The organism is Pararhodobacter zhoushanensis, assembly GCF_025949695.1.
Classification (GTDB): Bacteria; Pseudomonadota; Alphaproteobacteria; order Rhodobacterales; family Rhodobacteraceae; genus Pararhodobacter; species Pararhodobacter zhoushanensis_A.
The window spans coordinates 167925-192367 of the sequence record NZ_JAPDFL010000002.1 but is presented as its reverse complement, the minus strand read 5'-3'; the positions used below and the strand labels follow the sequence as shown (position 1 = coordinate 192367).

At 64.2% G+C, this 24443-nt stretch carries 21 protein-coding genes and 1 pseudogene; 6 read left to right on the top strand and 16 right to left on the bottom strand.

The features are described from left to right. Positions 1-88 precede the first annotated feature (88 nt). From OKW52_RS23000 to OKW52_RS23350, 9 genes and pseudogenes are all read right to left on the bottom strand, one after another. Positions 89-1219, bottom strand: a complete 1131-nt coding sequence (locus OKW52_RS23000; RefSeq protein ID WP_264507930.1) for a 5-methyltetrahydropteroyltriglutamate--homocysteine S-methyltransferase — start codon at positions 1217-1219, stop codon at positions 89-91. Between the two features lie 247 nt (positions 1220-1466). Next, the gene (locus OKW52_RS22995; RefSeq protein WP_264507929.1) at positions 1467-2780 is read right to left on the bottom strand and encodes a TRAP transporter large permease; all 1314 of its coding nucleotides are present in this window, start codon (positions 2778-2780) and stop codon (positions 1467-1469) included. 1 nt (position 2781) lies between these two features. Next, positions 2782-3282, bottom strand: coding sequence for a TRAP transporter small permease (locus OKW52_RS22990; RefSeq protein WP_264507928.1), 501 nt, complete (start codon positions 3280-3282; stop codon positions 2782-2784). Positions 3283-3359: 77 nt separating this feature from the next. Continuing rightward, complete coding sequence (locus OKW52_RS22985; protein ID WP_264507927.1) at positions 3360-4358, bottom strand: TRAP transporter substrate-binding protein; 999 nt, start codon at positions 4356-4358, stop codon at positions 3360-3362. Positions 4359-4400: 42 nt separating this feature from the next. Beyond that, complete coding sequence (locus OKW52_RS22980; RefSeq protein WP_264507926.1) at positions 4401-5639, bottom strand: acetyl-CoA acetyltransferase; 1239 nt, start codon at positions 5637-5639, stop codon at positions 4401-4403. Further along, positions 5632-7311 carry a class I adenylate-forming enzyme family protein gene (locus OKW52_RS22975; RefSeq protein ID WP_264507925.1) on the bottom strand — a complete coding sequence of 560 codons (1680 nt, stop codon included), beginning with the start codon at positions 7309-7311 and terminating at the stop codon, positions 5632-5634. Before OKW52_RS22975 ends, OKW52_RS22980 begins: the two co-directional genes overlap by 8 nt. Next, complete coding sequence (locus OKW52_RS22970; protein ID WP_264507924.1) at positions 7308-8249, bottom strand: NAD(P)H-dependent flavin oxidoreductase; 942 nt, start codon at positions 8247-8249, stop codon at positions 7308-7310. Before OKW52_RS22970 ends, OKW52_RS22975 begins: the two co-directional genes overlap by 4 nt. Then, complete coding sequence (locus tag OKW52_RS22965) at positions 8246-8671, bottom strand: alpha/beta fold hydrolase (protein ID WP_264507923.1); 426 nt, start codon at positions 8669-8671, stop codon at positions 8246-8248. The genes OKW52_RS22970 and OKW52_RS22965 overlap by 4 nt, the downstream gene beginning before the upstream one ends. Positions 8672-8688: 17 nt before the next feature. Next, a pseudogene (locus tag OKW52_RS23350) lies at positions 8689-8883 on the bottom strand (alpha/beta fold hydrolase); the annotation flags it as partial. A 333-nt stretch (positions 8884-9216) separates the two neighbouring features. Here OKW52_RS23350 and OKW52_RS22960 point away from each other — a divergent pair. The 4 genes from OKW52_RS22960 to OKW52_RS22945 all read left to right on the top strand — a co-directional run bounded on the left by OKW52_RS22960 (position 9217) and on the right by OKW52_RS22945 (position 13032). After that, positions 9217-10740 carry a carotenoid oxygenase family protein gene (locus tag OKW52_RS22960; RefSeq protein ID WP_264507922.1) on the top strand — a complete coding sequence of 508 codons (1524 nt, stop codon included), beginning with the start codon at positions 9217-9219 and terminating at the stop codon, positions 10738-10740. 39 nt (positions 10741-10779) lie between these two features. Continuing rightward, the gene (locus OKW52_RS22955) at positions 10780-11724 is read left to right on the top strand and encodes a winged helix-turn-helix transcriptional regulator (protein ID WP_264507921.1); all 945 of its coding nucleotides are present in this window, start codon (positions 10780-10782) and stop codon (positions 11722-11724) included. 95 nt (positions 11725-11819) lie between these two features. Next, positions 11820-12629: an IclR family transcriptional regulator gene (locus OKW52_RS22950; RefSeq protein ID WP_264507920.1), complete on the top strand. Its 810-nt coding sequence runs from the start codon at positions 11820-11822 to the stop codon at positions 12627-12629. After that, on the top strand, positions 12622-13032 hold the full coding sequence (locus OKW52_RS22945) for a PaaI family thioesterase (protein ID WP_264507919.1): 411 nt from the start codon (positions 12622-12624) through the stop codon (positions 13030-13032). The genes OKW52_RS22950 and OKW52_RS22945 overlap by 8 nt, the downstream gene beginning before the upstream one ends. Here OKW52_RS22945 and OKW52_RS22940 read toward each other — a convergent pair. The 7 genes from OKW52_RS22940 to OKW52_RS22910 all read right to left on the bottom strand — a co-directional run bounded on the left by OKW52_RS22940 (position 13029) and on the right by OKW52_RS22910 (position 21193). Then, on the bottom strand, positions 13029-14489 hold the full coding sequence (locus OKW52_RS22940; RefSeq protein ID WP_264507918.1) for a class I adenylate-forming enzyme family protein: 1461 nt from the start codon (positions 14487-14489) through the stop codon (positions 13029-13031). The two genes, OKW52_RS22945 and OKW52_RS22940, sit on opposite strands and share 4 nt — an antisense overlap. A gap of 345 nt (positions 14490-14834) precedes the next feature. Next, positions 14835-15926, bottom strand: a complete 1092-nt coding sequence (repC, locus tag OKW52_RS22935; RefSeq protein ID WP_264507917.1) for a plasmid replication protein RepC — start codon at positions 15924-15926, stop codon at positions 14835-14837. Positions 15927-16150: 224 nt separating this feature from the next. Then, positions 16151-17122 carry a plasmid partitioning protein RepB gene (repB, locus tag OKW52_RS22930; protein ID WP_264507916.1) on the bottom strand — a complete coding sequence of 324 codons (972 nt, stop codon included), beginning with the start codon at positions 17120-17122 and terminating at the stop codon, positions 16151-16153. Next, positions 17122-18324 carry a plasmid partitioning protein RepA gene (gene repA / locus OKW52_RS22925; RefSeq protein ID WP_264507915.1) on the bottom strand — a complete coding sequence of 401 codons (1203 nt, stop codon included), beginning with the start codon at positions 18322-18324 and terminating at the stop codon, positions 17122-17124. Before repA ends, repB begins: the two co-directional genes overlap by 1 nt. 283 nt (positions 18325-18607) lie before the next feature. Beyond that, the gene (locus OKW52_RS22920) at positions 18608-19699 is read right to left on the bottom strand and encodes a tyrosine-type recombinase/integrase (protein ID WP_264507914.1); all 1092 of its coding nucleotides are present in this window, start codon (positions 19697-19699) and stop codon (positions 18608-18610) included. Between the two features lie 255 nt (positions 19700-19954). After that, complete coding sequence (locus OKW52_RS22915; RefSeq protein WP_264507913.1) at positions 19955-20569, bottom strand: hypothetical protein; 615 nt, start codon at positions 20567-20569, stop codon at positions 19955-19957. A gap of 132 nt (positions 20570-20701) precedes the next feature. After that, positions 20702-21193, bottom strand: coding sequence for a hypothetical protein (locus OKW52_RS22910; protein ID WP_264507912.1), 492 nt, complete (start codon positions 21191-21193; stop codon positions 20702-20704). Between the two features lie 249 nt (positions 21194-21442). On the opposite strand from OKW52_RS22910, the gene OKW52_RS22905 reads away from it, so the two are divergent. Together OKW52_RS22905 and OKW52_RS22900 are read left to right on the top strand one after the other, a co-directional pair. Then, positions 21443-23719 carry a sensor histidine kinase gene (locus OKW52_RS22905; protein ID WP_264507911.1) on the top strand — a complete coding sequence of 759 codons (2277 nt, stop codon included), beginning with the start codon at positions 21443-21445 and terminating at the stop codon, positions 23717-23719. Beyond that, the gene (locus tag OKW52_RS22900; RefSeq protein WP_264507910.1) at positions 23716-24369 is read left to right on the top strand and encodes a response regulator; all 654 of its coding nucleotides are present in this window, start codon (positions 23716-23718) and stop codon (positions 24367-24369) included. Before OKW52_RS22905 ends, OKW52_RS22900 begins: the two co-directional genes overlap by 4 nt. Positions 24370-24443: the final 74 nt, after the last annotated feature.

Here is a 24443-nt window from a genome sequence, read left to right as displayed (position 1 = left end):
CCGCAGCACCTGTCCGCCGTCGCCCCCGCTGGAATGCAAAAAGGCGAGCCCGTTCTGGGCTCGCCTTTCAAAGCACCTGCGGATGGGATCAGTTTTCGCCCCAGATCGCCTGCGCGGTCTGCACGACCAGTTCCAGCTTGCGCTTTTCGTCGTCCTCGGTGATCGCATTGCCATGCTCGGTCGACGCGAAGCCGCATTGCGGTGCGATGCCCAGCTGATCCAGATCGACGTATTTCGATGCCTCGTCGAACTTGGACTTCAGCCAGTCCGCGCTTTCCAGCTCGCCTGTCTTGGTGGTGATGAACCCGGCCATCACCCGCTTGTGCCCTTTGGGCAGAAGCTTGAGCGGTTCCAGCCCGCCAGCGCGGTCGGTGTCATATTCCATGAAATACACATCCACCGAGGTGCGGTTGAAGATCGCGTCGGCGGCCAGATCATAGCCACCCTCGGCCACATGCGACGAGCGGAAGTTGCCCCGGCACATGTGCATCCCGATCACCATATCGGCGGGCCGGTCCTTGATCGCCTCTTCCAGCATCCAGGCGTAGGTCTCGATCAGCTTGTCGGGGTCTTGGCCCTTGGCCCGCCGCATTTCACGCTGTTTGGGGTCATTGAGATAGGCGAAGAAGATGTCATCCAGCTGCAGATACCGGCAACCCGCGTCATAGAACGCCTGCACGGCTTTCTTGTAGGTCTTGGCGATATCGTGAACCATCAGCGCCTCATCGCGGTAGGGCGCGTAGTCGATGTTCTCGGGCTCCATGCGGAAATGGCAGGCCGAGGGTCCGGGGATCGAGATTTTCGCGATACCGTCAGCGGGCGTCAGCAACCCGTTGAGGAAGGTGAAATGCTCCAGCATCGGGTGATCCGCCGGGAAATCCAGCGGGCCGGTCAGGTGGGCTTCGATCGGTGGGGTCTTGTGCTCGGTCTTGAAGTCGAGCGAGCGGGTCGAGGTTTTCATGTCCAGTCCGGTCAGCAGGCCCATGAAATCATAGTGCCAGAAGGCGCGGCGCGCCTCGCCATCGGTGAAAACCTTGAGGCCGGTGGACTTTTGCAGATCGACCAATTCGCGGATGCCCTGATCCTCGATCGCGCGCAACTCAGCGGCGGGGAGGTTGGCGGACCGGGCCTGCTGCACGGCGGCCGGGCGCAAAAGCGAGCCGACATGGTCAGCGCGATGCGGGGCGCGGCGGGGATTGGCGAGGGAAGACTGGGTCATGGCGATGCCTTGTGCGAACATGCGCCCCGCCGTCAGAGCGTCAGGGCGAAAAACAGGGTGCTGCGGGAATGCAGGTCAGGCGCGCACGGGTGCGGCCTTGCGTCTGCGCGGGAAGATGGGCGACGCAGGGGATGCGGTCAATATGAACGAAGCGCATAAATTCTCATGAAAATTATGAGCGACGAGACATATAAACCGGCTTATTCCCCCGGATCGCACCCTTGGCACAGCATCGCCGCCGCGCTCCTCAGCGCGGCAGGTTGAACATGTTTACCAAAAACAGCGACAGGGCCGGAAAGGCGACAAGGATCGCCAGCCGCAGTATGTCGGCCACGATGAACGGTGCCACCCCGGCATAGATCGTCGACAGCTTGGTCTTGGGTAACATCGCCTTCATGACGAAGACATTCATGCCAATCGGCGGGGTGATCATGCCGATCTCGATCACCATCACCGTCAGCACGCCCCACCAGATCGGGTCATAGCCATAGCTCAGGATCAGCGGGAAGACGAAGGGGATGGTGATCACCATCGACGAGATCGTCTCGAAGATCGAGCCGAGGATCAGGTACATGATCATCAGAAGCACCACGACCCAGATGCCCGGCAGGCCCGTGTCGCGGATGCCGTCGACCAGCATTTCCGGCAGGCCGGAAATGGTGACCGCGTAGGTAAAGATCGAGGCCCCGATGGTCATCAGGTAGATCATCGGCGTCGTCGCGGCAGTTTCCTGCAGGGCGCTCCAGAAGCCCTTGAGCGTCAGGCGACCCCGGAAGAGCGCGATCAGAAACGCCAGAAATGCGCCCACGGCGGCGGATTCGTTGACCGAGAAGATCCCGGCATAGATCCCGCCCGTCACCACGATCATCAATGCAACCGCCGTCCAGCCACTACGCAGCGCGCGGCCCAGTTCGGACCACGGCTGTCGCTCGCCAGTCGAGGCCAGATCCGGATTGCGGCGCACAAGGATCAGGATGGTGATCACATGCAGCGCCACGGCCAGCACGGCAGGGATCAGCGCGGCGACGAACAGCGTCTTGACGAACTGTTCGGTCAGCACGCCGTAGAGCACCAGAATGATCGACGGCGGGATCAGCATCCCCAGGGTGCCGCCTGCAGCGATGGACCCGGTGGCGAGGCGTTCGGAATAGTTGCGCTTCATCATCTCGGGCAGGGCGATGCGGGTCATGGTGCTGGCCGTCGCCACGGATGAGCCGCAGATCGCGCCAAACCCGGCGCAGCCGCCAATCGTCGCCACGGCCAGACCGCCGCGGATATGGCCGATCAGCGCATAGGCGATGCGATAAAGATCCGCCGACAGGCCGCCGACGGTGGCGAAACTCCCCATCAGCAGGAACAGCGGGATCACCGCCAGTTCCGAGCTGCCGACCTTGCTGACCGTCTCAACCCCGAACAGGGTCAGCGCGGGGGTCAGGTTGCCCCGGATCATGCCGAAGGTTGCAACCCCGGCGACGCCCATGGCGACGCCGATCGGGACGTGCAGCAGGATCAGGAGCAGCATCACCCCCATGCCGATCAGGCCAATGGTGTACGGTTCCATATCAGGCCTCATGTTCCTGCGCGGGGTGGCCGAGGATCTCGGCAACCGTGACGAAAAACTGCGCCGGAACGCAGAGCCAGAAGCACGCGGTGGCAACCCACCACCACGGCGCGATGGGCATGTTCAGCACCATCGAATATTCGGCGCTGGCGGAGACCCGCTGCGCGTGGAGCGTGACGTAATAGGCGATGGCCAGAAACATCAGCGCGGTCATCAGCGCGCCGAAGACCTCAAGCGCGCGGTTTACCATCGGCGGCATCATCGCGCCCAGAAAGGTCACCTTGATCTGGCGGCGCTCAAGCAGCCCGGCCGGAAAACACGCGGCTATGATGATGATGGTGAGCAGACTGGCGATGTCCGCCGCCCCCCGGATCGGGCGACCGGTGGCTTCACGCACAAGGATGTCCACGACGGACAGACCCGCGACCAGCAACAGGAAGAACACGCCGAGAATGGCGGCGGCCCGGGTCAGGAAAAGGAAATGCCGTTCGATGCGTTGCAAGGCGCGCCTCCGCTGGCGAAAGGAATGGGGCTGGCGACAGGGGTGGGGCCGGGGTGTGTTCCGGCCCCGTTTCGCGATCAGCGGCTGCGGATGTCTTCCAGCTTGGCCTCATACGCTTCGATCAGACCGGGGGTCGCAGCGGCGGCAACCTGATCGATGACCGGCTGCACGCGGGCAGCAATCTCGGCCCGCTCGGCGTCGGTGGGGATCACCAGCGTATGCGCCGCGTCGGCTTCCCACGCCTGCATGTTGGTCTCGATCGCCGGACCATAGCTCTCGATCTGGCGGTCGGCGATGAACTGGCCGCTTTGCGCCAGCAGATCCTTGACGCGGTCGGGCAGCGAGTCATAGACGCCCCGGTTCATCACGATGGTGAAGACCAGCACGCCCAGATTGGCGTCATAGTGGTTCGGCGCCACATCGGCGACGCGGAAGGTGCGGGCGACCGAGGCATCGGTCATCGCGCCGTCAATCAGGCCCCGGTCGATGTTCTCGGCCATCTCACCGGCGCTCATGTTTTGTGGCACGCCGCCGAGGGCTTCGACCACCGCCGTCTGGATCTGACCCGCGACGCGCAGGCGGGTGCCGTTCAGGTTGCTGACGCTCTCGATCGGCTCGCGGGTGTGGATCATATACGCGCCCGAGGTGTACATCGCGGCGACGTAGTAATTCTCATACCCGTGAAGCAGCCCCTCTTGGTGCAGCTCCAGAGCGGCCAGCGAGCCTTCGCGGGTGTTGTTGGCAAAGCCCGGCAGTTCGAACATGTCGAAATCGGGGAACACGCCCGGCGTGTAGGACGGCACGGTCAGCGCCAGATCGGCGACGCCATCGGCGACCATCTGCGCCTGCGCCAGCGGGTTGCGCCCCAGCGTGCCGCCTGCGTAGAGGGTGATCTCGACGTCATCGGCAGCAGCCTCGGCATTGAACCAGTCAACCCACGGCTGGTAGATGCTTTGCACGCTGGGCGAGGCGGCGGGGACGAACACGGCAAAGGCCAGATCGCGGGCCCCGGCAACCGAGCCCATAAGGCCAAGCGCCACTCCGGCGGCAGCGCCGGTCAGGTTTTTCTTCAACATTGGTTTCCTCCCTGGTGTCAAAGTGATGGATCGTGCGCGGGGTTATGCTCCCCGTCCCACGACGAACGACGCGATGGTGGTGGTTGATCCGCCGATATTCAGCAGCCCGACGCGCTGCGCGCCCTCGACCTGACACTCCCCTGCCTGGCCGGTGACCTGCTTGTAGCCGTCGAGCATCATCCGCACCCCGGTCGCACCGACCGGGTGCCCCAGCCCGATCAACCCGCCCGAGGGGTTGATCGGCAGCCGACCGCCGGGCGCGATGACGCCCTCTTCAACCGCTTTCCAGCTTTCGCCGGGGGCGGTGATTTCATAGCTGTCGATGGCCGCATATTCGGTCATCGCAAAGCAATCATGGGTCTCAATCGCGTCCAGCTGGAACGGGCTATCGATACCCGCCCGCGTGAAACTTTCGCGGATCGCCTTGTTCACCTGCGGCAGCACAAAGCGGTCATTGCGGCTTTCCGCCAGCTTTTCGGACAGCATCATCGGCGCGGTGCGGTGGCCCCAGCCGTCGATTTTCGCAAGGTCGGACAGTTTCAGCCCGCGCTCTTTGGCGTATTCTGCCGCGCGGCTGGCCGAGGCCAGAAACACCACCGCCGCCCCATCCGTCACCTGCCCGCAATCGTTGCGGCGCACGCGGCCTTCGATCACCGGGTTGGCGGTGTCGTCTTCCTTGAAGCTGGCCTCGGTGAATTCCCATTTGCGGGTCTGGGCATAGGGATTGCGCTTGCCGTTGGCGTAGTTGATGCGCGCGATCTCGCCCAGATGGTCATAGGTCACGCGGCCGTATTTCTCGGAATAGGCCTCGATCAGATCGGCGAAGGCGGCGGGCCAGACATAGGTCGCGTCAGTCCATTCCTTGCCGGCCCATGCCGCCGCGCCCAGATGCTCGGCGGCGCGCTGGCCGGGCACGTTGCGCATGTATTCGACGCCCAGCACCGCGACCAGATCATAACGCCCGGCCTCGATTTCCGCCGCCGCCGCCAGCATCGCCATCGAGCCCGAGGCGCAGGCGGCCTCATGCCGCTGGGTGGGAATGCCCGAAAGATCGGGGTGCAGCGAGGCGATCATACCGCCCAGTTGCCCTTGCCCGCAGAACAGCTCGGCCACGAAGTTGCCGACATGCACCGATTGCAGATCGCGCGGTTCCAGACGGGCGTTTTGCAGCCCTTCGAACAGCGTCTCGCGCATCATCGCGTCGATGCCCAACCCTTCGCGGGCCCAGTTGCGGGCAAAGTCGGTTTGCGCTCCCCCAAGGATGTAGACGGGCTCAGGCATGGATGTCTCCTTGTTGCGCCAGCCACTTGGCCAGCACCTTGCGGTCGAGTTTGGCCAGCGGCGTGCGCGGCAGGGCGTCGCGCAATACCAGCCTTTCGGGCCATTTGAACTTGGCCAGCCCGGCGCGGTCGCAAAACGCGGTCACGGCGGGCAGGTCCAGCGTGTGACCGGGGGTCATCACCGCGAACAGGCAGACCTTTTCGCCCATCTGCGGGTCAGCGTAGGCGGCGACGGCCACCTCGCGCACGCCGGGGAGTGCCGACAGCACGTTGTCCAGCTCGACCGGCGAAATCTTCATCCCGCCGCGCACGATCAGCTCACGCGAACGGGCGTGGAAGCGGATCAGCGAGCCACAATCCGAGATCTGGAACAGATCGCCGGTGGGCAGGTAGCCATCGGCGGTGAACTTGCTGCGGTCGATGCCATTGCGAGAATAGTAGCCGGGCAGCAGGGTCGGCCCCTGAATATACATCTCACCCAAGGCTCCCGGCTCGCTGACCGTAGCGCCTGTCGCCGGATCGACCAGCTTGAACGTGCCGCCATTGGCGGTGCGCAGCGCGGGCTTCCATGCCTCATCCCCGTCGCGCGGAAAGAAGCTGGCGCGCTGGCGGGGATCGGGGATGCGCTCTTGCGAGGAACACATCTGCGCACCCTCGTTCGAGCCAAAGAAATTGACCACCGGAATGGCAAAGCGGTCCTGAAAGAATACGAAAACCTCAGGATCGGGCGGGGCCGAGCCGGTGCCGATGGCCTGCAGCCGGTTCAGCGCCGGGTGCAGATCGGGGTCTTGCGCCTGCTCGCGCAGATAGACCAGCACGGTGGGCGCGACCATCGTGTAGGTGATGTCTTCGGTCTTCAGCTGGGTCAGGAAGACGGTCACATCGAACGGATGATGCAGGATCATGGCACCCGCCGTGCGCATCCAGCACATCATCAGACCGCCGACAGCCGCGGCATTCACAAAGGGGAACGGCGCCAGCACATTGGCCCCGTCGGGCAGACCCAGCAGCCGCCAAGCACCCAAGGAACTGGACATCAGGTTGTTATGGGTCTTGGGAACCGCTTTCGGGATGCCCTCGGTGCCCGAGGTCCAGAAGACGGCGTAGAGGTCATCGGCATCCAGCGGCACCGGGGCGGAATCGCCCGCGTCTGCCGTGTCCAGCCGGAAGACGCCCTCGGGCAAGCCCTCGCCCAAACCCAACCGCTGCACATGATCGGGCAGCGCATCCAGACGCTCGGCGTAAAATGCCTGACCGCGCAGCTGGCCGACCGAGATATAGGCATCGAATTCGGCAACCTGCGACAGGTCGCGCAGTTCGGCGGACCGGTAGGCCATCGAGATCGGACTGAGCACCGCGCCGACCTGCGAGATCGCCAGATAGAGCAGCACCAGTTCAGCGATATTGGGCAACTGCGTCGCCACCAGCGAGCCGGGGCCGATACCGCGCGCCTGCAGGATGGCGGCATAGCGGTCGACCTCAACCTGCATCTGCGCGTAGGTCAGGCGCTTGGGCGCGCCCTCGAAGATCTCGGCGCGGTTGGGGGCATCGACCAGCCCCAGTCGGTCAGGCACCCGCGCGCAGGTGGCCGCGAACATCGCGGGCAGGGTCACGTCGCCCCAATGCCCCTCGGCCCGGAAGCGTGCGCGGTCGGCGGCGGAAAAGACGCTCATGCGCACAGCTCCCGCGTGCGGGCGCGCGCGGCGTCATATTCCGCGACCAGCCGGTCGATGATGACGGCGGCGGGCTCGACGCGTTCGATGCGGCCAACCCCCTGCCCCGCGCCCCAGATGCCGGACCACGGCTTGACCGCCTCGTCCTTGCGGCCGGTGAAGTTCAGCTTGGCGACCTTGAACTCCAGTTCGGCCGGGTCCAGCCCCTTGGCGACCATCGACGGCTTGAGCATCGAGGCGCGCGCGCCGGTGAAGGCGCGTGAGACCAGAAGGTCAGTTGCCGAACAGTCGATGCACATCTGGCGATACTCAGCGGACGCGGTGTTTTCCTCTGCCGCCAGAAACGTCGTGCCCAGATAACCGAAATCAGCGCCCAGGACCTGCGCCGCCAGCAGCGCGTCGCCGGTGTTGATCGCCCCTGCCAGCGCGATGTAGCCATCAAAGAACTGCCGCACCCGTTCGACAAACACCATCGGGCTGAGATCGCCGGTGTGGCCCCCTGCCCCGGAACAGACCAGCACCAGCCCGTCCGCCCCCGCATCCGCCGCCTTGCGCGCCAGCTCGACCGAGATGACATCGGCAAAGACAAGCCCGCCATAGGCGTGAACCGTGGGGATCACCGGCTTGGGGCTGCCCAGGGCGGTGATGACGATGGGCGGCTGGTGGGCGGCGACCTGCGCCAGATCGCCCGGCAGGCGGGGGCTGGTGGAATGGGTGACAAGGTTCAGCGCCCAAGGCGCGTCGGCATCGCTCACGCGGCTGCGGATCTCGCCCAACCAGACGCCCAGCTCTTCGCTGGTGCGCAGGTTGGGGGCCGGAAAGCTGCCGACGATGCCCGCCTTGCAGCAGGCGACCACCAGATCGGGGTTGGAAACCAGAAACATCGGGGCCGCGAAAGCGGGAACACGCAGCGCGGCGAGCCGGTCTTTCAAAGTCATTGCGCGCGTTCCTCCTGCGGCAGTCGGGTCGTGAGAAAGGCGCGGATGTGCTGCGCCACAAGATCGGGGCGCTCGAGCACCGGCATATGGCCGATCCCGTCGAGCAAGACGAAATGGCCATCGGCCACGCCCTCGGCCACCGCGCGCCCGGCGTCGGGCGGGGTGACGGTATCCTCGGCCCCGGTGAGCACCAGAACGGGACAGGCGATACTGTGCAGCGAGGCGGTTTGGTCGGGGCGCGCGGCGAGCGCGGTCTGATGCGCGGTGAAGGTGGCGATCCCCTGCCCCTGCGCCATCCGCAGGATCGCCCCGCGCAGGTTTGCGTCGTCACGCCGGGCGGTTGAGAGCATGCCATCCGCGATGGATGCCGCCAGCGCGTCGATCCCCTCGCGTGCGGCCCAGGCGGCGACCTTGCCGCGCACGGCAGCGCCGCGGGGGTATCGGCGGCAGCGTTGGTGCCGATCAACACCAGCCCCCTCACCCGCTCAGGGGCACGCCGCGCCACGGCCAGCGCCAGATAGCTCCCCATCGACATACCCACCAACAAAGCCTGCTCGGGCAGCTGCGCGCTGATCTGCTCGACCAGCGCCTCGAACGACTCAAGGGCAGGCAGGTCCAGCGACTGCGCAGACATGCCCAGATCCGCCAGAACCGGCGCAAAGATCCCCGCGTCGCACAGCAGTCCCGGCAAGCAGACCAGTTGCAGCATTGTCGATTTCCTCCCGTTGTCTGTATTGCTAGACCAATAATCGCGGATCGGTCAAGCAAGAATCCATAATTTCAAAATGATGTTTTGCTTTACGGAACAGAAACGCGGGAAATCAGCCGACCCGCCAGCCAGATCCGTGCACATACCCGTAAATCGCGGCCGAACTGGTCGATTACGGTCTAGTTGTGTGACGAATTTCTTGACTCTCTGCGTCATTGCCGCAATATCGGTCTAGTTAAGTAAACATTGGAGCGCCCCATGTCCCACGAGCCCGATCTCGCCGTCACCACCGCGAATGTGCGCATGTACGCTCCTGATGGCACCCCGCCGCCCGATGCGCCCGACTGGATCTGGCACTATGACCACCCCTACCTGCACGGCGCCTTCGCCCCGACGGACATCGAGTACGAGGCCGAGGATCTTGAGGTCGAGGGCGAAATTCCTCCCGATCTGAACGGCGCCTATGTGATGAACGGCCCCTCGCAGCGGTTCGAGCCGGTCAACAGCAAGTACCACTACTACGATGGCGACGCGCAGCTGCGGGCGATCTACTTTCGCGACGGCAAGGCGACGTTCAAACAGAAATACCTGCGCAACGGCGCGTTTCTGGTTGAAGACAAGGCGGGCAAGGCGATCTGGCCGGGGCTGGCGGGGCCCTATGATTTCCGCCTGCCCGGCTCGCCGATCAAGGACGTTTCGAACACCGATGTGATCTTTTTCAACGGCAACATCCTGTCGCTTTGGTACATGTCCGGCGATCCCTACAAGGTCGATCCGCTGACGCTGGAAACCGTGGGGCGCGAGACGCTGGGCGGCAAGCTGCACCATTCGGTGTCGGCGCATTCAAAGACTGACCCGTTCACCAAAGAGATGTTCTTCTTCAACTATCAGGACGAGCCGCCCTATATGTCCTATGGAATGGCCAATGCCGATGGCTCGCTGAAGTTCGATATCGACATTGACCTGGCCGGGCCACGTTCGCCGCATGACATGGGCCTGACCGAGAATTACGCGATCCTGCACGATCTGCCCTTCTACCATGACGCCGAGCTGCTGAAGAAACACGGTCGCCGGATCATGGGCTTTCACCGCGACCAGCCTGCGCGCTTTGGCCTGATCGACCGCTTTGGCCGCTCGACCAAAGTGCAGTGGTTCGAGGCCGAGCCATGCTACATCCTGCACATCGCCAACAGCTGGGAAGAGGGCGACTGGGTCCACATGATCGGCTGCCGTCAGGAAGATCCCATGCCAGTGAAAGACCCCGCCGACCATCACCTTGCGTCGATGATGTCCTACCGTCGCCGCACGCATATCCTGTACCGCTGGAGCTTTAACACCAGAACCGGCGCCGTGAGCGAAGGCGCGATGGACGACCGCAACACCGAATTCCCGACCGTCAACGCCAACGCTGTCGGCCACAAGACGCGCTACTCCTTCAACCAGCTGATCCCGATTCCGCAGGAAGGCTCGCTTGAGGGCCGTTGCCAGACCTTCAACGGCATGGTGCGCTATGACCTCGAAACCGGGGCGACGCAGGAATACAGCTATGGCGAGGGGGTCTATGGGTCCGAAGCGCCGGTTGCGCCGGCACGGGGTGCTGGCAAAGACGGCAAGGCGTATCCGGTGACCTTCATAACCGATTCCAACGACTGGTCCTCGGCCTGTCTGATCTTCGACGCTGATGACATCACCAAACCCATTGCCAAGGTAAAGATCCCCCGCCGCATCACCATCGGGTTCCACACAACATGGATCGACGGGGCTGACATCTGGCGTGACTGAGCACGGATCAGGGGGACTGGTTGCCATCGCGGACGCGCCGTGCTTGGGTCGCGCGAAAAGGATGCGGCCCGTGGATGTTGCCCCCCTGCCCCCGAACCCAGCGGCCCGCCCGCAACGGCTCTGCTCAGGGCGTTGCGGGTACTGGGCGATCCGTGGACGATGCTGATCCTGAAGGAAGCGTTCAACGGCACGCGCCGCTTCAGCGCGTTTCAGCGCGCGTTGAATATCCCCCGGCAGACCCTGTCCCTGCGGCTGGCGCATCTGTGCCGCGAGCAGATGATGTACCGCCGCTTCATCGGCCCCGGTCAGGCGACGCTGGATTATGCCCCCACCGCCAAGGCGCTGGACTTGCAGGACGCGATGTATGCGATCTGGCTGTGGCATCAGGCCAATCCCGGCGGCGCAGATATCCTGCCCTTCGATATCGTGCATAAAGGCTGCGGCCACGTCATCGGCGCGACATGGCGTTGCTCTGAGTGCCGCGCGCCAGCGACCAGCGGCACCGTCGCCATCCACCGTACCCAGCCCGAACAGGTCGAGGCCGAGCCGCGCCCGCGCCTTGCCCGGCGCAATGATGCCAGCTTTACCGCCGCCACGTCGCAAGAGGCGGGGACGGTGGCGGCCTCGCTGGTCGGCGATCTGCCCTGCAACGAGATCCTCTATCTGCTGTTTCAGGGCCCGCGCCACATGCTCGCCATCGTGCAGGAACTGGCACTGGGAACCAGTGTGGTGCGCGACAGGCTGGACAAGCTCAAGGAACTGGGACTGGTGGCCGAAGTGGCGCAGGGCCGCAAGCTGCTCTACTCGGTCCTGCCGCGCGCCGAAGGCTTCTACCCGCTGCTGCTGGCTATTGCCGATTGGGGCGACCGCTGGTGCAACGATGGCCACCCTCCCCCGATCTGCGCGTCCACGCCTGCGGTGCCATCTTGCGCGCGCGCTACGCCTGTGACCACTGCGGGGAGTGGGTCGGGCGCGAGAACCTGACGATCCGGATGCGCGGTGACGACACCCACAGCGCCGACATTGCGTCCCGCTAAACGGAACGCTATTCTGCTATGCGAAACAACACCGGAGGCCGCGTGACCGATCCTGAAGACGATCCGATGGACGACGCCAGCGACCCCAAGTTTGTCGTCGCCCTGTCGCGCGGGCTGGCCCTGCTGCGGGCCTTCCGCCCGAATGAGATCACGCTGTCCAACCAGAGCTTCGCCAGCCGCACCGGCCTGCCCAAAGCGACGGTGACGCGGCTGACCTACACGCTGTGCAAGCTGGGCTATCTGGTGCAAGCCGAACCGGGCGGCGCTTATCGGCTTGGCCCCGGCGTGCTGACACTGGGTCACGGCGTGCTTGCCGGGATGGAGCTGAAAGACCGCGCGCAACTGGAACTGGCCGACATCTGCCGCGGAGACAACCCCAACGTAGCCGCCGCCCTGGGGGAACGCTTTGGGCAGTCGGTGGTCTATCTGGCCACCCACCGTTCGCCGAATTCGGTATCGATGATCTTTCATCTGGGCGCGCAGGTGCCGCTGTTTCACAGTTCGATCGGACGTGCCAGCCTGATGGGATTGTCCGTGGACAAACAGGAGTCACTGCTCGACGACGCGCTGCGCCGCGCTGATGTCGCGGACCACGCGCGGCTGAAAAACGGGCTGGCCCGTGCACGCGAGGATTTCGCGCGCTATGGGTTCTGTACCTCGTTCGGGGAATGGCGCAAAGAGATCAACGGCATCGCTGCGCCCGTCCGCCCTGAGCAGGGGCAGTCGCAGTATGCGCTCAATGTTGGCGGGTTCGGGTTCCTCAACCCTGCGGACACCCTGATCGATCAATACGCGCCGCGCCTGTTGCGCGCGGCCCAGACCCTTAGCCTGAGACCCACGCCCCATGCCTGACGATCTCTCCCCCTACCCCAGCAGCGCCCGCGGTTTCATGGGCCTGATCGGCGCACGCAAGACCGGCTATTCCGACGGCTATGCACGCTTCGAGCTGGACATCGGCCCGCATCTGCTGAACCCGATGGGTATTCCGCACGGCGGCGTCTATGCCTCGATCCTTGACACCACACTGGGATCGTCCGGCTGCTGGGAGGGAAACCCCGACACATTCCGCCCCTCGGTCACGCTGAACCTGAACGTCAGCTATCTGGCACAACCGCGCGGCACGCGGCTGATTTGCGAGGCGCGGCGCGTCGGTGGCGGCAAGTCGATCTATTTCTCCGAGGGCGAGATCCACGATGAAACGGGGGTGCTGGTCGCCCGCGCCAGTGGCACCTTCAAGATCATCACCCGACGCTAGGGCGTGAAGCCTTCCACCAGCGTCGGTTTGCGGATCTTTCCGGCCGAGGTCATCGGCATCGCCGCAACGATGGTGATGTGCTGGGGTTGTTTGTAGGGCGCAAGGTGCTGGCGCAAATGCGCCGCAATCGTGACGGTGTCGGTCGAGCCATTGGTCGTGACAAAGGCCAACACCTCTTCATTGCCCGCATGCGTGCGCCCCGCCACGGCGGCTTGCAGCACGCCCGGACAGGACATCAGCGCTGCCTCGACCTCGGGCGGGTAGATGTTGAAACCAGAGCGGACGATCAGTTCTTTCTTCCGCCCGACAAGATGCACCGCGCCATCCGGGTCTATCCGCGCCAGATCGCCGGTGCGCAGGTATCCGGTCTCGGTCATCACCTCGGCCGTCGCCTGCGGGTTGCGGTAGTAACCCAGCATCACGCCCGGCCCGCGAAAGAGCAACTCCCCTGCCCCATCTCCGTCCGGCGCATCGATCTGCACCGCGCACTCCGGGTAAACGTAACCGATGGAGCCATCCCTGCGCGGCGGTCCGTAGATCGTCGAGGTTACGCCCGGCCCGGCCTCGGTCAGCCCATAGCCGTTTTGCAACGTCAGGCCAAAGCGCGATTCCACCCGGGCTTTCAACGCAGGATCCAGAGGCGCGCCACCGCAACCGATCATTCTCAAGCCAGGGGCGGTGAGGGTGGCGTTGTCCGCGTCCAGCTTGCGCAACAGCTGGTCAAAGATCTGCGGAACGACCGACATGACCGTCCCGCCCTCAGCCAAAGCGCGTAGCTGTGCGTCGACGGTAAAGCGGGCCAGAAAGCGGATCGTCGCCCCACCGCTCAGCCCCGCCAGCAGTGACGTGGACAGCGCCATGATGTGCGTACAGGGCAACGTCAGGATCAGCGTGTCGCCGGGGGCAAAATGCCGGGTGCGGGCAGAAACGGTCGCGTTGAAGACAAGGCTTTGGTGCGACAGCATCACGCCCTTGGGTGCCCCGGTTGTCCCTGAGGTGTAGACCATTGCCGCAACCTGCCGCGCAGGCGTGTCGAAAACCGGTTCGGGGACGACAGTCGAGTCGGTAAGTGCAGTCCAGCCCGGCGCCAGCGGCGTGGCGCCCAGACGGTCGGCATGGGTTTGTGCGTCGGGGGAGACGTCGGTGGTAAAGAGCGTGACCCGGGGCGTCGCATGGCTGCGAATGGCGTCAAGCTCGTTGGCGGTCACACGCGCATTCACCGGAATGCACCAGGCTCGCAAGCGCACGGCTGCCAAGAAGGCGATCGCCAGTTGCGCGCAGTTTTCCGCGACGATCAACACGCGGTCACCGGGGCTGACACCCTGTACGGTCAGGCGTTGCGCGGCCTGTGTGATCTCGGCACGAAGGGCTTCATAACTCAGCGTCGTGCCATCATGGTCGATGATCGCGGTATCGCTGCCCGGCGTGTCGTCGATCAGTTCATCCAGCCAGCGCATACGGTTCCTCCCTGGTCGCGGACAACAGGTAGCGTGGCGCAATTCGGGCGGTCAACCGAATTGGAATTATGTTCCGGCAGGCGGAATTTTCGCAGCGAATGAAAGGGAAGGGGGGGGTTGGGGCGCAATCTCGGTGGCATCCCTAGCACGGGCTATTGATAGCACATCATGGTCCTGACGCAAAGTCTGTATCCGATTTCCTCAAGAATGTTTCGCTGCAAATGAACAGCCGTTCACGTGGCGCTTCCTGTTGTCCACGGACAACGAGCCACCATACCGCACACCCGCGTATCGTCTTTGCACGCGCAAAAGGTCAGCTGGCTCAGGCATTGTCCGCGGACAATATCACGCAGCACAGTTAACCCCGCCCGCGTTGGTCAGCATACGGCGCACAAGCGAGAAGGGGTCGAAGCCGTCGCTTTTCGCGCCGCTGGTGATCGCCCGGAAATAGGCTCCGACGCGTCTGATCGTGTCATGCCGTTGCACCAGCGCCCAAACCGTAACGGCTGCACCCAAGGGACCTATGCGGTCCTGCGCGGCGTGGTAGCTTGCGGCGTCAATGCCCAGCATGGGGGCAAGAACTCTGGCATGGGTAACGACATCATGGGTGGTTATGACCGGGGTTTGTGCGAATTGCGCCGCTTCAGGGCAGGCTTGCACCAGATCGCTTACGCTCAGGTCTTGAGGGTCGGCGCTGCGTTCGGGCTTTGCGTCGCTCTCAGCGCTCTTTCTTTCAGTAATTTCTTTATTTGACTTCTGATAGTGGCGGACAAATTGACCGTCGCTGGCGGACAAAGCGGGCTGTTGACCAAGATCTTCAGTGCCTTCTGCAGGCACGGGTTCCAGCGCGGTCAGCAAGGTTTCGCAGTCTTCGATGGTCAGTTTGCGGCGCAGCGCCTTGAGCCTGTCCAAAGCGACAGCGTCGTCGGCATTGCGAAGCAAGGCATCCTGCGCCGCGCTGCGCAGGATGCAGCGCAGATAGGCCAGTCGTTCGCGCTGTTGTTCGGCTTGGGCTGCCAGCTGGGCAATGTGGTGCAGGCGGTCGAACAGGGGCGTCAGGTCAAAGCCGAACCGCAGCGTGGCACCGTCGGCGCTGGAGTGGCGCGAATAGCGCTTTTTGTTGGGGCTGTCGTGGCGCAGCAAAAGCCCATGCTCTTGCAAGAGCGCGGCGTGACGGCGGATCGTGCGGTCTGACAAGCCGTTGCGCCGGAAGGCCAGGGTGGCGTTCGACGCGAACACGGTGTGATGCGTGCGTTTGGGTGCAAGGCACGACAACATCGCTTCCAGTGTTGCCAGGACGGCGGGCTTCAGCCCCAGCAGGGGGGCCGCGCTTCTGAGCAATTCGACAACAATGTGACGCTCGGGCAGGGCGTTGTCCGTGGACAAACCGATCCCGGGCCGCTGGCCGAGGGCCGCAGCAGTTTGAATGAAAGCCATGATTTTTTCACGGCAACCTGATCAGGAAATAGCGGGTCGCCCGCCGTCCTTGAAAAAAAGACGCAGTTTACCGATCAACCGAATCGGTTGGTGTTGACTGGCGGGGAGAAGCTGGTAAATCTGAAGGTGCAAAGTACAGATTGGGCTCTCCGGGGGTGACCTTGGGGGGCTCTTTCTCTTTCTGGCTGCGGGTCGTGCTCCTGTGCTGTGGGGGTTGGGTGTTGTCAGTCAGACGCGCGGGACGCGCGCCAGGCCTCATGCAACCGCATGAGTTCTTCCTCGGCATTGTCGCGCAGCCATTGCGCAAACGCCGGCGAGGCTGATTTCGAGAGCTTGACGGTCAGGGACCGCGCGGTTTCCGTCACCTCGGCCAGAACCGTGCCGTCATCCAGACTGATCGACAGGGCAGGGGTGGCCAGCGGGCGCGGCGGGGTCTGTGCGCGACTTTGGGCAAGGGCAGCATCGCTGAGGCGCGCGAAGCGTTCATCGGATGCCTGAATGCCATCCAGATCAACCGCCGCTGCCACAGCGCGCATGTCCAGATCCTGTACGCGGGCGATGTCGGCCAGTTCTTCCCAGCGGCGACGGCCGACACCATGCGCGGGGCCGATGCGTTCGATCACCTCGGCCGGCAGACTGCGCGCAACCTTGTTCATGCGCGACAGCATCGGCTTGTCGACGGCAAGCGCATCCATGATGACGGCTTGCTCATAGCCCGCCGAGGACAGTTCGGCGGCGAAAAGCGCCTTTTCGATAAAGCTGGGGTCCAGCCGTTGCGAGTTCTCCTGGCCCTGCGCCAGCACCGCCTGCTCGTCCGAGAGCGAGCGCACCAGTGCTTTGGCAGGCAAGCCGAGCAATCGCAGCGCGTGCAGACGCCGACGGCCATAGACAACGCGGTAGTGCCCGGGCCGTTCGGGCACCGGGCGGACCATGATGGGCACTTGCTGGCCGTGTTGACGGATGCTGTCTGCCAGCAGCGCAACATCGGCATCGTTGAACGTCAGCCGGTCCTTGGGGCCGCCGTCGTCGATCATCTCGGGCGCGATGTCGCGCACAGCGTTGCTGGACAGGTCCTTGAGCGTGGACTTCACGCCACTCATCGCGCCGGTGTTGGGAAAGCGCGACTTGGCGTCGGGCTTTTCGCTGTCATCGGTTGGCGGCGGGGGCGGAGGTTGAAACAGGTTACGGCGTGCCATCAGTCACTCTCTCTTCCCCAGGCCAGCTGGATCGTCTTCTCGAACTCGTCCGCCACGCCGTTCACGCTTTCCATGATCCGGTCGAGGGTCTTCTTGATCACCTGAGCTGGCTCCAGCTCGTAAATCGTCTGCTGCGTCATCCCGGCATCCGAGATCGCGGTCGATTTCAGCATCGGGGTATTGAGCACCTGATCGAGCAGAATCGAGCGCAGGAAACCGGCCATTTGCGATTGCGGTACATCGGTCGGCTCGTAGCGCGCGATCAGGAACTTCAGGAAAGCCCAGTCGATCGGCCCGGTCGCCTCTTCCAGCGTTCGGACAGTTTCCCCAGCCATTTCAAGGAATTGCGCCATCGAGGCAACGTCGAGCATGCTAGGCACAACGGTGATCAGCAGCCCGGTTGACGCCAGCAATGCGGTCATCGTGGTGAAACCCAGTTGTGGCGGGCAGTCGATGATCACAAGGTCGTAGCTTGCTTCAACTTCATCGAGGGCAATCGCCAGGCGTTGGGTGAAGGGCGGGTCCAGCTTGTGCTGAAGGGCATAGGCCGTTTCGGTCTCATACTCCGACAGCATCAACCCGGCGGGTGCCAGATCGAGGTTATGGAAATACGTCTTGCGAACAACCTGGCTGAGCGGGACCGGATCTTCATAGCGCAGCGCATCGTAAATCGTGCCGCTTTGGGCAAATTCGATCTCGGGGCGATAGCCGAACATCGTGGTCAGGCTGGCCTGCGGGTCCATGTCGATGGCGAGCACGCGATAGCCGCGCAAGGCATAACGCTGCGCCAGATGGATGGCGCTGGTCGTCTTGCTGGAGCCGCCTTTGAAATTCACCACCGACAGGATCTGCAACGCGTCGCCGTCGCGGCGGCCGGGCAGGTAGGTCTCGCCATTGCGGCCGGTGCGCGCCATGACGTGACGGATCTGGTCGATCTCTTCGGCAGAATACAGCCGCCGACCGCGTGAATCGGTTTCGACCTCGGGAAAGTCGCCGTCCTGATGGCGCGTTCTGAGGTTCGACATGCTGATGCCGGTCAGCTCCGATACTTCAGAAGACTGAAACTTGCGCAGCGTTTTCCGGCTTTCAGGCCGAAAGCTGTTGCGCATATGATTGTTCAGCGCCTCGGACAGCCGTGCGGCATTCGCGGCGATCGAGGCTGCGATGGACTCAGTCGTCTGTGTGTCGCTGGATGCGATCATGCTGCCCTCATGCCTGTAGGGCCTCTTGGTGGGCCCTTCTTGTTTCGTCGCTAAAACGCGGGAATTTCGCAGTCTTGCGACAAGAGAACTTGTCGCACGCAACTTATCATCAGACAACAGTTTTTTGACTCTTTTCGTCCGCTGTGATGCGCTTCGCTCTCAAGACTCGGCCAGAAGCCGTTGAAATGCGGTATAATCCGCCATTCGCGGTGTAAGCGCGTCGATATGTAGGGGAAGGCTGCGGGTCAAGGCCTAGGTCTAGGCGGTTGCGAGATCGACGCGGTCAAGAACCCAGCAGATCTGTGGCCGGATTGTCGGTGATTTCGACATCCGCATAGTATTTTTGCGCCTGAATGGCGGATTTGTGCAGGCTTAGCTTCATCGCGGCGGCCAGCGGTGCGCCGTCCAGCGCGGCTTGTGTCAGGAAGCCCGCGCGCAATCCGTGCGGTGAGGCATAGTCTTGCGGCAGACCCGCAAGGGCCAGACGGTGGCGCAGGATCACCCGCAGCGCGTCGGGGGCAAGTCGACGCGGCAGGGGGCGGTCGGATTTAGAGACCGGTCGAAAAAGCGGGCCTTTCTTCAACGCCGTGACCTCAAGCCAGTGCACGAGCGCCCGCGCGGCGGGGCCTTTGAGCGGCAGGCGCGGCGCGTCGCCGGGGCGGGTGGTTTTGGTCTCCAGCAGGCGCAGCCAGACCAATCCCTTTTCAGCGAAGTCACTCAACGTGATGTCCTCGACGTTCAATGCCGTCACCTCGGACCGGCGCCGCCCGCCGCTGGCAAAGGCCAGCGTCAGCATCGCGCGGTCGCGGATACCGCGATGGCTGTCGTCGCACGTGGCCAACAGCGTGGTCAGCACATCGCGGGTGATCGGTCGCGCCGATTTCGCCACCCGGCGCCGGGCATTGGCGCGGCGGGCCTTCTGGCGTGCCTGACTGACCAACGGTGCGCTGAAGGGTGAGGGCAGGTTGCGCATGCGGTGAAACGCCTGCCAACTGGCAATCCGGCGGTCCAGTGTGGCCGGGGCCGGCGCGGTCAATTCGCGGCGCAAGCCGATGGCGATCAGCTCCAGCGCGGCATCTTGCGCCGGGCCGGGCGATTCAGTCAGATCCTGCGCGTGCTGCAGGATAAAGCGCAAGGCGACGGCTTCCTCTTCGGGCCACGTCAGCGGGCGGCCGAAGACCGCCATTTTCCACGCGGCGATATACGCCAGATCCCTTTCCCAGGCGCGCAGCGTATTGGCCGGCGTGCCTTTGCGAAAGAGTTCGCTCAGCGCCGCTTCATCGGCATCCGACAGCTGCGCGTAAGAGGGCAGGGGGAGCGTTATGGCTTTGCTTTTTGTTGCGTGCGAACGGCTGGAGGGGCGCGAAGGGGACATGGACGGGCGTTTCCACAAGGACAGATTGCGTCATTCTGCGTGTAATTCGCGAAGGTCACAAGAGAAACGATAAGGCGAACTTATCGGGACTGATGGGGTCTGGAGGGAAACACACGGGTAATGCGCATAAATGATTAATTATGCGCGTCGTAGGCTCGAAGGACTGTCAAGGACCACGTTTCCCAACCCGGATTCCACCTTACAACTTTCTGGAACATCGCGATCTTCAGGGGAACGCGTTCCGCTTCTGCCAGCTTACCAACGCCCAGGCCAGTTCTGCTCAGTCCGTCTGACGCATGGTTGGGGCGCAAGCGGGGCGGGCCGACCGCAATCTGGCGTCGCCAATTTTGTCCACCGACCACGACGCTCTGGCTCAGCGCCCGCGTGACTGTGCCTGTACTTTCCGGAAACGTGCCACCCAGTTGCACGGCAAGCGTATCCACGGTGCGCGTTTCCGGCCCAGAGACAGGAGAGGCTATCGATATCCCACAGGACCAAGGCACGCTCATCGGCAAGGGTCAGGAACGCACCACCATCCTGCAGCGCACGCTCGACCGCATCGGTGAGCTGGCCCAGCAACTCGATCTGAACCGCCGCCGGACGATCCGGCAAGAACGACCAGAGATGCGCTGCGGCAAGGGTCGTCAGGGCCTCGCGCCGCTCGGCCGCCTCGGGCTCGACCCAGCCCCGGGCGCGCAACCCGGCGACAATTGCCGCGCCCCGGGCGTCGGTCGGCGTGCAGTCTGCCATCAAGGCCGAGACTTCGGGCGCGGCGGCCACGGTGACTTGCGCCAAGGCGGGCACGGAGGCGACACAAAGAGTGACCGAAAGAAAAATGGTCTGGGGCTTCATGTAAAACGCATCGGTCAAGAGTTTCACCGAAGGTTCCGTCCGTCCCAAAGACGCCCGCGTGACCTGGACAGCGGGCGTGACAGAGGTCCTGGCGGTTTCGCGCGGCAGTTGCCTTGACACCTGCGTGAATGGCCTGGGCTGCGTTGGCTTTCAGGCACCCTCGCTCTCGGCGCGGGCCAATGTCAGAGCCATGACCTGACCTGCCTGGTTGTCCTGTTCCCGTGCCAACGCCCTGCGCAGATGGGGCATTGCAGCACGCCGGTCCAGCGCGTCGAGCGCTATGGCGACATGGATGCGGGTGCGCCATTCGGGGCTCTTCAGCCCAGCAGCGACAGTCTCGAAATGGCGGCAGGGTACCCGGCAGAGAAGCCCGTGCAGCACGTCCTGTAGCCGGAGGATCTCGGTCAACGCGGTGCGGTCTGCGTCATGCACCTCGCGCCGGTCGCGCGCGAGCGCGTCGAGCCAGGCGATTGCCGCCGCGATCTCGGCTGTGCCGCATTGCTCGCCGATTGCGGCAATCTGCTCGTCGGGCACCCGGGATAGCGGCTTGAGGTCGCGCAGCGCCTGATGAACCAGTGCGGGCAGCGCGGAGACAGGTCGCGGGATTGAGACCGCAGCCTGGTGTTGTATCTGTTGGATCATGGTCTGGCCCCTCGTCGGCCTATTGAAAATCGGATGCTGCACCGCTTTGGCCCCGGCTGGTCGGATGCTGTGCAGGGCGCGAGAGTACGGGGCCTGAGCGCCCGCGCACCCCCGTTCAGGGGGGCAGAGGTCAAGGGATCTGGTGCCCGGCCAGAACATATGGTCCAGTTCCCTTGCGTCGGCTTACGCGTTCCACCCCCTGTTCCGGGGGTCACGGCAGGGTTTCCGAGCCCTAGATTTCGAGGAATGATGACAGCGAGACAAGACCGGCATCCGACCCGAAAGATGCTGACCGCAGGCAGGCTTGCGGCCTTGTCGCGTCGATTGGCGCCCAGCCTGGCGCTCTTTGCCGCCGTCGCCCTGAGCGTTCTTCTGGCCGGGTGGATGCTGGGCCTCGCGACCAGCCGACCGTGGTTTGGCGTGTCACTGAGCCAGAGCCCGCCGGTTGCCAAGGCCACGGAAGCCGGGGTGCTCTGGCTGACCGGGGCCGAAGGCCCGGCGGCGCGCGCCGGGGTTCCGTCAACCGCGGCACGGATCCTGAGCGTCGCTCCGGCTGGAACGGATGATGCCGCGCGCGCGATCACCTTGACCGGGACCGACCTGATCGAGGAGCCCGACGCACTGCCGGACGCCGCCGCCATGGCGGAATATTTCGCGCGTCAGGACCGGATCGCGGCGCTGTTGGAAGGGCCGGTCGAGGTCCGGCTTGCCGATCCGGGCGAGGATGGATCCGAGGCGGTGGCGCCCCCGGTCCTCTACCGGATCACGCCCGAGGCGCGGCGGCCTCTGACCAGCTTGCCCGTCGCCTTCTGGATGCAGATCAGCGTTGGACTGGCCGGTTTCTGGATTGGCGTCTGGATATGGGTACTGCGTCGGGGTGACTGGGCAGCGCGCCTTCTGGCGTTGGCGGGGGCCGGTCTGATGATTGCGGCTTTTCCCGCTGCGGTCTACTCCACGCGGGAACTGGCGCTGCCCGATCCGCTGTTCCGGACGCTTTCGTCCGTCAATGCCACCGGCTCGCTGATCTTCGGCGTCGGCATGATCGGTCTTTTCCTGATCTATCCGCGCCGGTTGGTCCGTGATCGCTTTCTGCTTGCGCCAGCGGTCGTGCTGGGCCTGTGGCGGCTGGCCGATGCCCTTGACTGGATGGGGGGCCCTCCTTTGGGGCGGCATCTGCCGATCCTGATTGCGATGCTGGCCATCGCAATCCTCGTGGGCCTGCAGTTCCGGGCCACAAGGGAAGACCCCCGGGATCGCGCCGCACTGATCTGGCTGGGTCTGGCGGTGATCGTCGGCGCAGGCGGTTTCGTGGCGACGGTGATCCTGCCAGTCGCAATCGGCGTTGCGGCGGTGCTGTCGCAGGGGCAGGCTTTCCTGTTCTTCCTGCTGATCTATGGCGGGGTAGCGCTGGGGGTCGCCCGCTACCGGCTGTTCCAGCTGGATGAATGGGCGTTCCGGATCCTCTTTTATGTGGTCGGCGTGCTGCTGCTTCTGGTGCTCGACGCGCTGCTGATCCTCACCGTCATTGATGAGCGCGCGCCAGCCTTTGCCCTGTCGCTGCTGATTGTCGGGCTCTTGTGGTTGCCGTTGCGCGACACGCTTGCCCGGCTTGTCCTGCGGCGGGCGACTCCTGTGCGGGGCGCGCTCTTCCGGCAGGTCATGGATGTCGCGCTGACACCGCCCGGCCGCGACCAGCGCGCGCGTTGGGGGGCGCTGTTGGAGGGGCTCTTTCAACCGCTGACCCTGACCCCATCCGAGGAAGCCACGCAATCGGGCATCATCGATGAGGGGCTCAGGCTCGTGGTCGGCGGCGCTGACGGCCTGCCGGGCTACCGGCTGGAGTATGCCGGGCAGGGGCGCAAGCTTTTCGCGCCCGACGATGTCGCGCTTGCCGAGGAAGTGCGCGCGATGCTGACCAACGCACTGGAAAGTCGCGCGGCCTACGAAAACGGCGTGGCTGAGGAACGGCTGCGCATCGCCCGGGACATTCACGACAATATCGGCATCCAGCTCATGGGCGCACTGCACAGCCGCGAAGCGCAGCGCAAAGACCAGCTGATCCGCGAAACCTTGACCGACCTTCGGGATATCGTGAACAATGCCAGCAACCCGGATCTGTTCTTCGAGGAAATGCTGGCCGATCTGCGGGCGCAGATCTCGGACCATCTCTTCGCTGCCGGGGTGCGGATGGAATGGGTTGCCGAGAGCGGGGAAGCGGTGATCCTGCCGCTGGCAAATGCCCATACGCTGCGCTCGGTGGTGCGAGAGGCGGTGCAGAATGCGCTCAAGCATGCAGAGCCCAGGCTGGTGCGGATCGTCATCCGGCAGGGCAAGGACGTGATCGGCGTTGTGGTTGAAGACGACGGAAAGGGCTTCGAGGTGGCGGCCGCCCATCGCGGCAACGGGCTTGAGAACATGCGCGCCCGCATCACCAGTCTGGGCGGGCGTTTCTCGCTGGTCAGCGGTGGGGCGGGCACGCGAATTGAGGCACAATTTCCTTTTGAAACCGGGCGAAAACGCGAATGACACGGGTATTGATCGTCGAGGACCTGAGCGAAACGCGCCGCTGGCTGGCCGAGATCGTGACCACCGCCTTTCCCGGCTGCGAGATCCACGAGGCTGCCAGCATGCGGGCGGCCATCGGTCAGGTGGCGGCGCGCGATTTCGACGTGGCATTGATCGACCTTGGGCTGCCGGACGGCTCCGGTCTGGACGTGCTGCGCAACCTGCGACTTCTGCGCCCTGAGGCGATCTGCGTCGTGACCACGGTGATAGGGGACGACGCTTCGATCGTCGGCGCGCTCTCTGCCGGGGCACAGGGCTATCTGCTGAAGGAACAGCCGCAGGACTTGCTGACACGGCAGCTCCGGCAGGTGGCCGAGGGAATTCCCGCGCTGTCGCCGTCGGTGGCGCGACGGATCATGGAGCATTTCCGACGCACCGGCCCCGCCGCGCCGGACGACGACCTGACCGCGCGCGAACGCGAGGTACTGGGTCTGACAGGCCGCGGCCTGCGCAATGGCGAGGTGGCGGCGCAGCTGGCGATCGCCGAGACCACGGTCGCCGGTCATATCAAGTCGATCTACCGCAAGCTGGGGATCTCTTCGCGCGCCGAAGCCTCGTGGCACGCTGTCCGGCTGGGGTTGAGCGACGATCTGACAGGAAACCGGCGGTAGTCCGTGCCGCTGGCAGTCTTTTGCTCTGATGGAGAGACCTCAAGCGGCTTTGTTGACGGTGTGGATGCCCCCTC

Coding starts and splice junctions, on each gene's coding strand:
- OKW52_RS23000 (WP_264507930.1), bottom strand. CDS start 1,219: ATGACCCAGTCTTCCCTCGCCAATCCCCGCCGCGCCCCGCATCGCGCT.
- OKW52_RS22995 (WP_264507929.1), bottom strand. CDS start 2,780: ATGGAACCGTACACCATTGGCCTGATCGGCATGGGGGTGATGCTGCTC.
- OKW52_RS22985 (WP_264507927.1), bottom strand. CDS start 4,358: ATGTTGAAGAAAAACCTGACCGGCGCTGCCGCCGGAGTGGCGCTTGGC.
- OKW52_RS22980 (WP_264507926.1), bottom strand. CDS start 5,639: ATGCCTGAGCCCGTCTACATCCTTGGGGGAGCGCAAACCGACTTTGCC.
- OKW52_RS22975 (WP_264507925.1), bottom strand. CDS start 7,311: ATGAGCGTCTTTTCCGCCGCCGACCGCGCACGCTTCCGGGCCGAGGGG.
- OKW52_RS22970 (WP_264507924.1), bottom strand. CDS start 8,249: ATGACTTTGAAAGACCGGCTCGCCGCGCTGCGTGTTCCCGCTTTCGCG.
- OKW52_RS22960 (WP_264507922.1), top strand. CDS start 9,217: ATGTCCCACGAGCCCGATCTCGCCGTCACCACCGCGAATGTGCGCATG.
- OKW52_RS22945 (WP_264507919.1), top strand. CDS start 12,622: ATGCCTGACGATCTCTCCCCCTACCCCAGCAGCGCCCGCGGTTTCATG.
- OKW52_RS22940 (WP_264507918.1), bottom strand. CDS start 14,489: ATGCGCTGGCTGGATGAACTGATCGACGACACGCCGGGCAGCGATACC.
- repC (WP_264507917.1), bottom strand. CDS start 15,926: ATGGCTTTCATTCAAACTGCTGCGGCCCTCGGCCAGCGGCCCGGGATC.
- repB (WP_264507916.1), bottom strand. CDS start 17,122: ATGGCACGCCGTAACCTGTTTCAACCTCCGCCCCCGCCGCCAACCGAT.
- repA (WP_264507915.1), bottom strand. CDS start 18,324: ATGATCGCATCCAGCGACACACAGACGACTGAGTCCATCGCAGCCTCG.
- OKW52_RS22920 (WP_264507914.1), bottom strand. CDS start 19,699: ATGTCCCCTTCGCGCCCCTCCAGCCGTTCGCACGCAACAAAAAGCAAA.
- OKW52_RS22910 (WP_264507912.1), bottom strand. CDS start 21,193: ATGATCCAACAGATACAACACCAGGCTGCGGTCTCAATCCCGCGACCT.
- OKW52_RS22905 (WP_264507911.1), top strand. CDS start 21,443: ATGACAGCGAGACAAGACCGGCATCCGACCCGAAAGATGCTGACCGCA.
- OKW52_RS22900 (WP_264507910.1), top strand. CDS start 23,716: ATGACACGGGTATTGATCGTCGAGGACCTGAGCGAAACGCGCCGCTGG.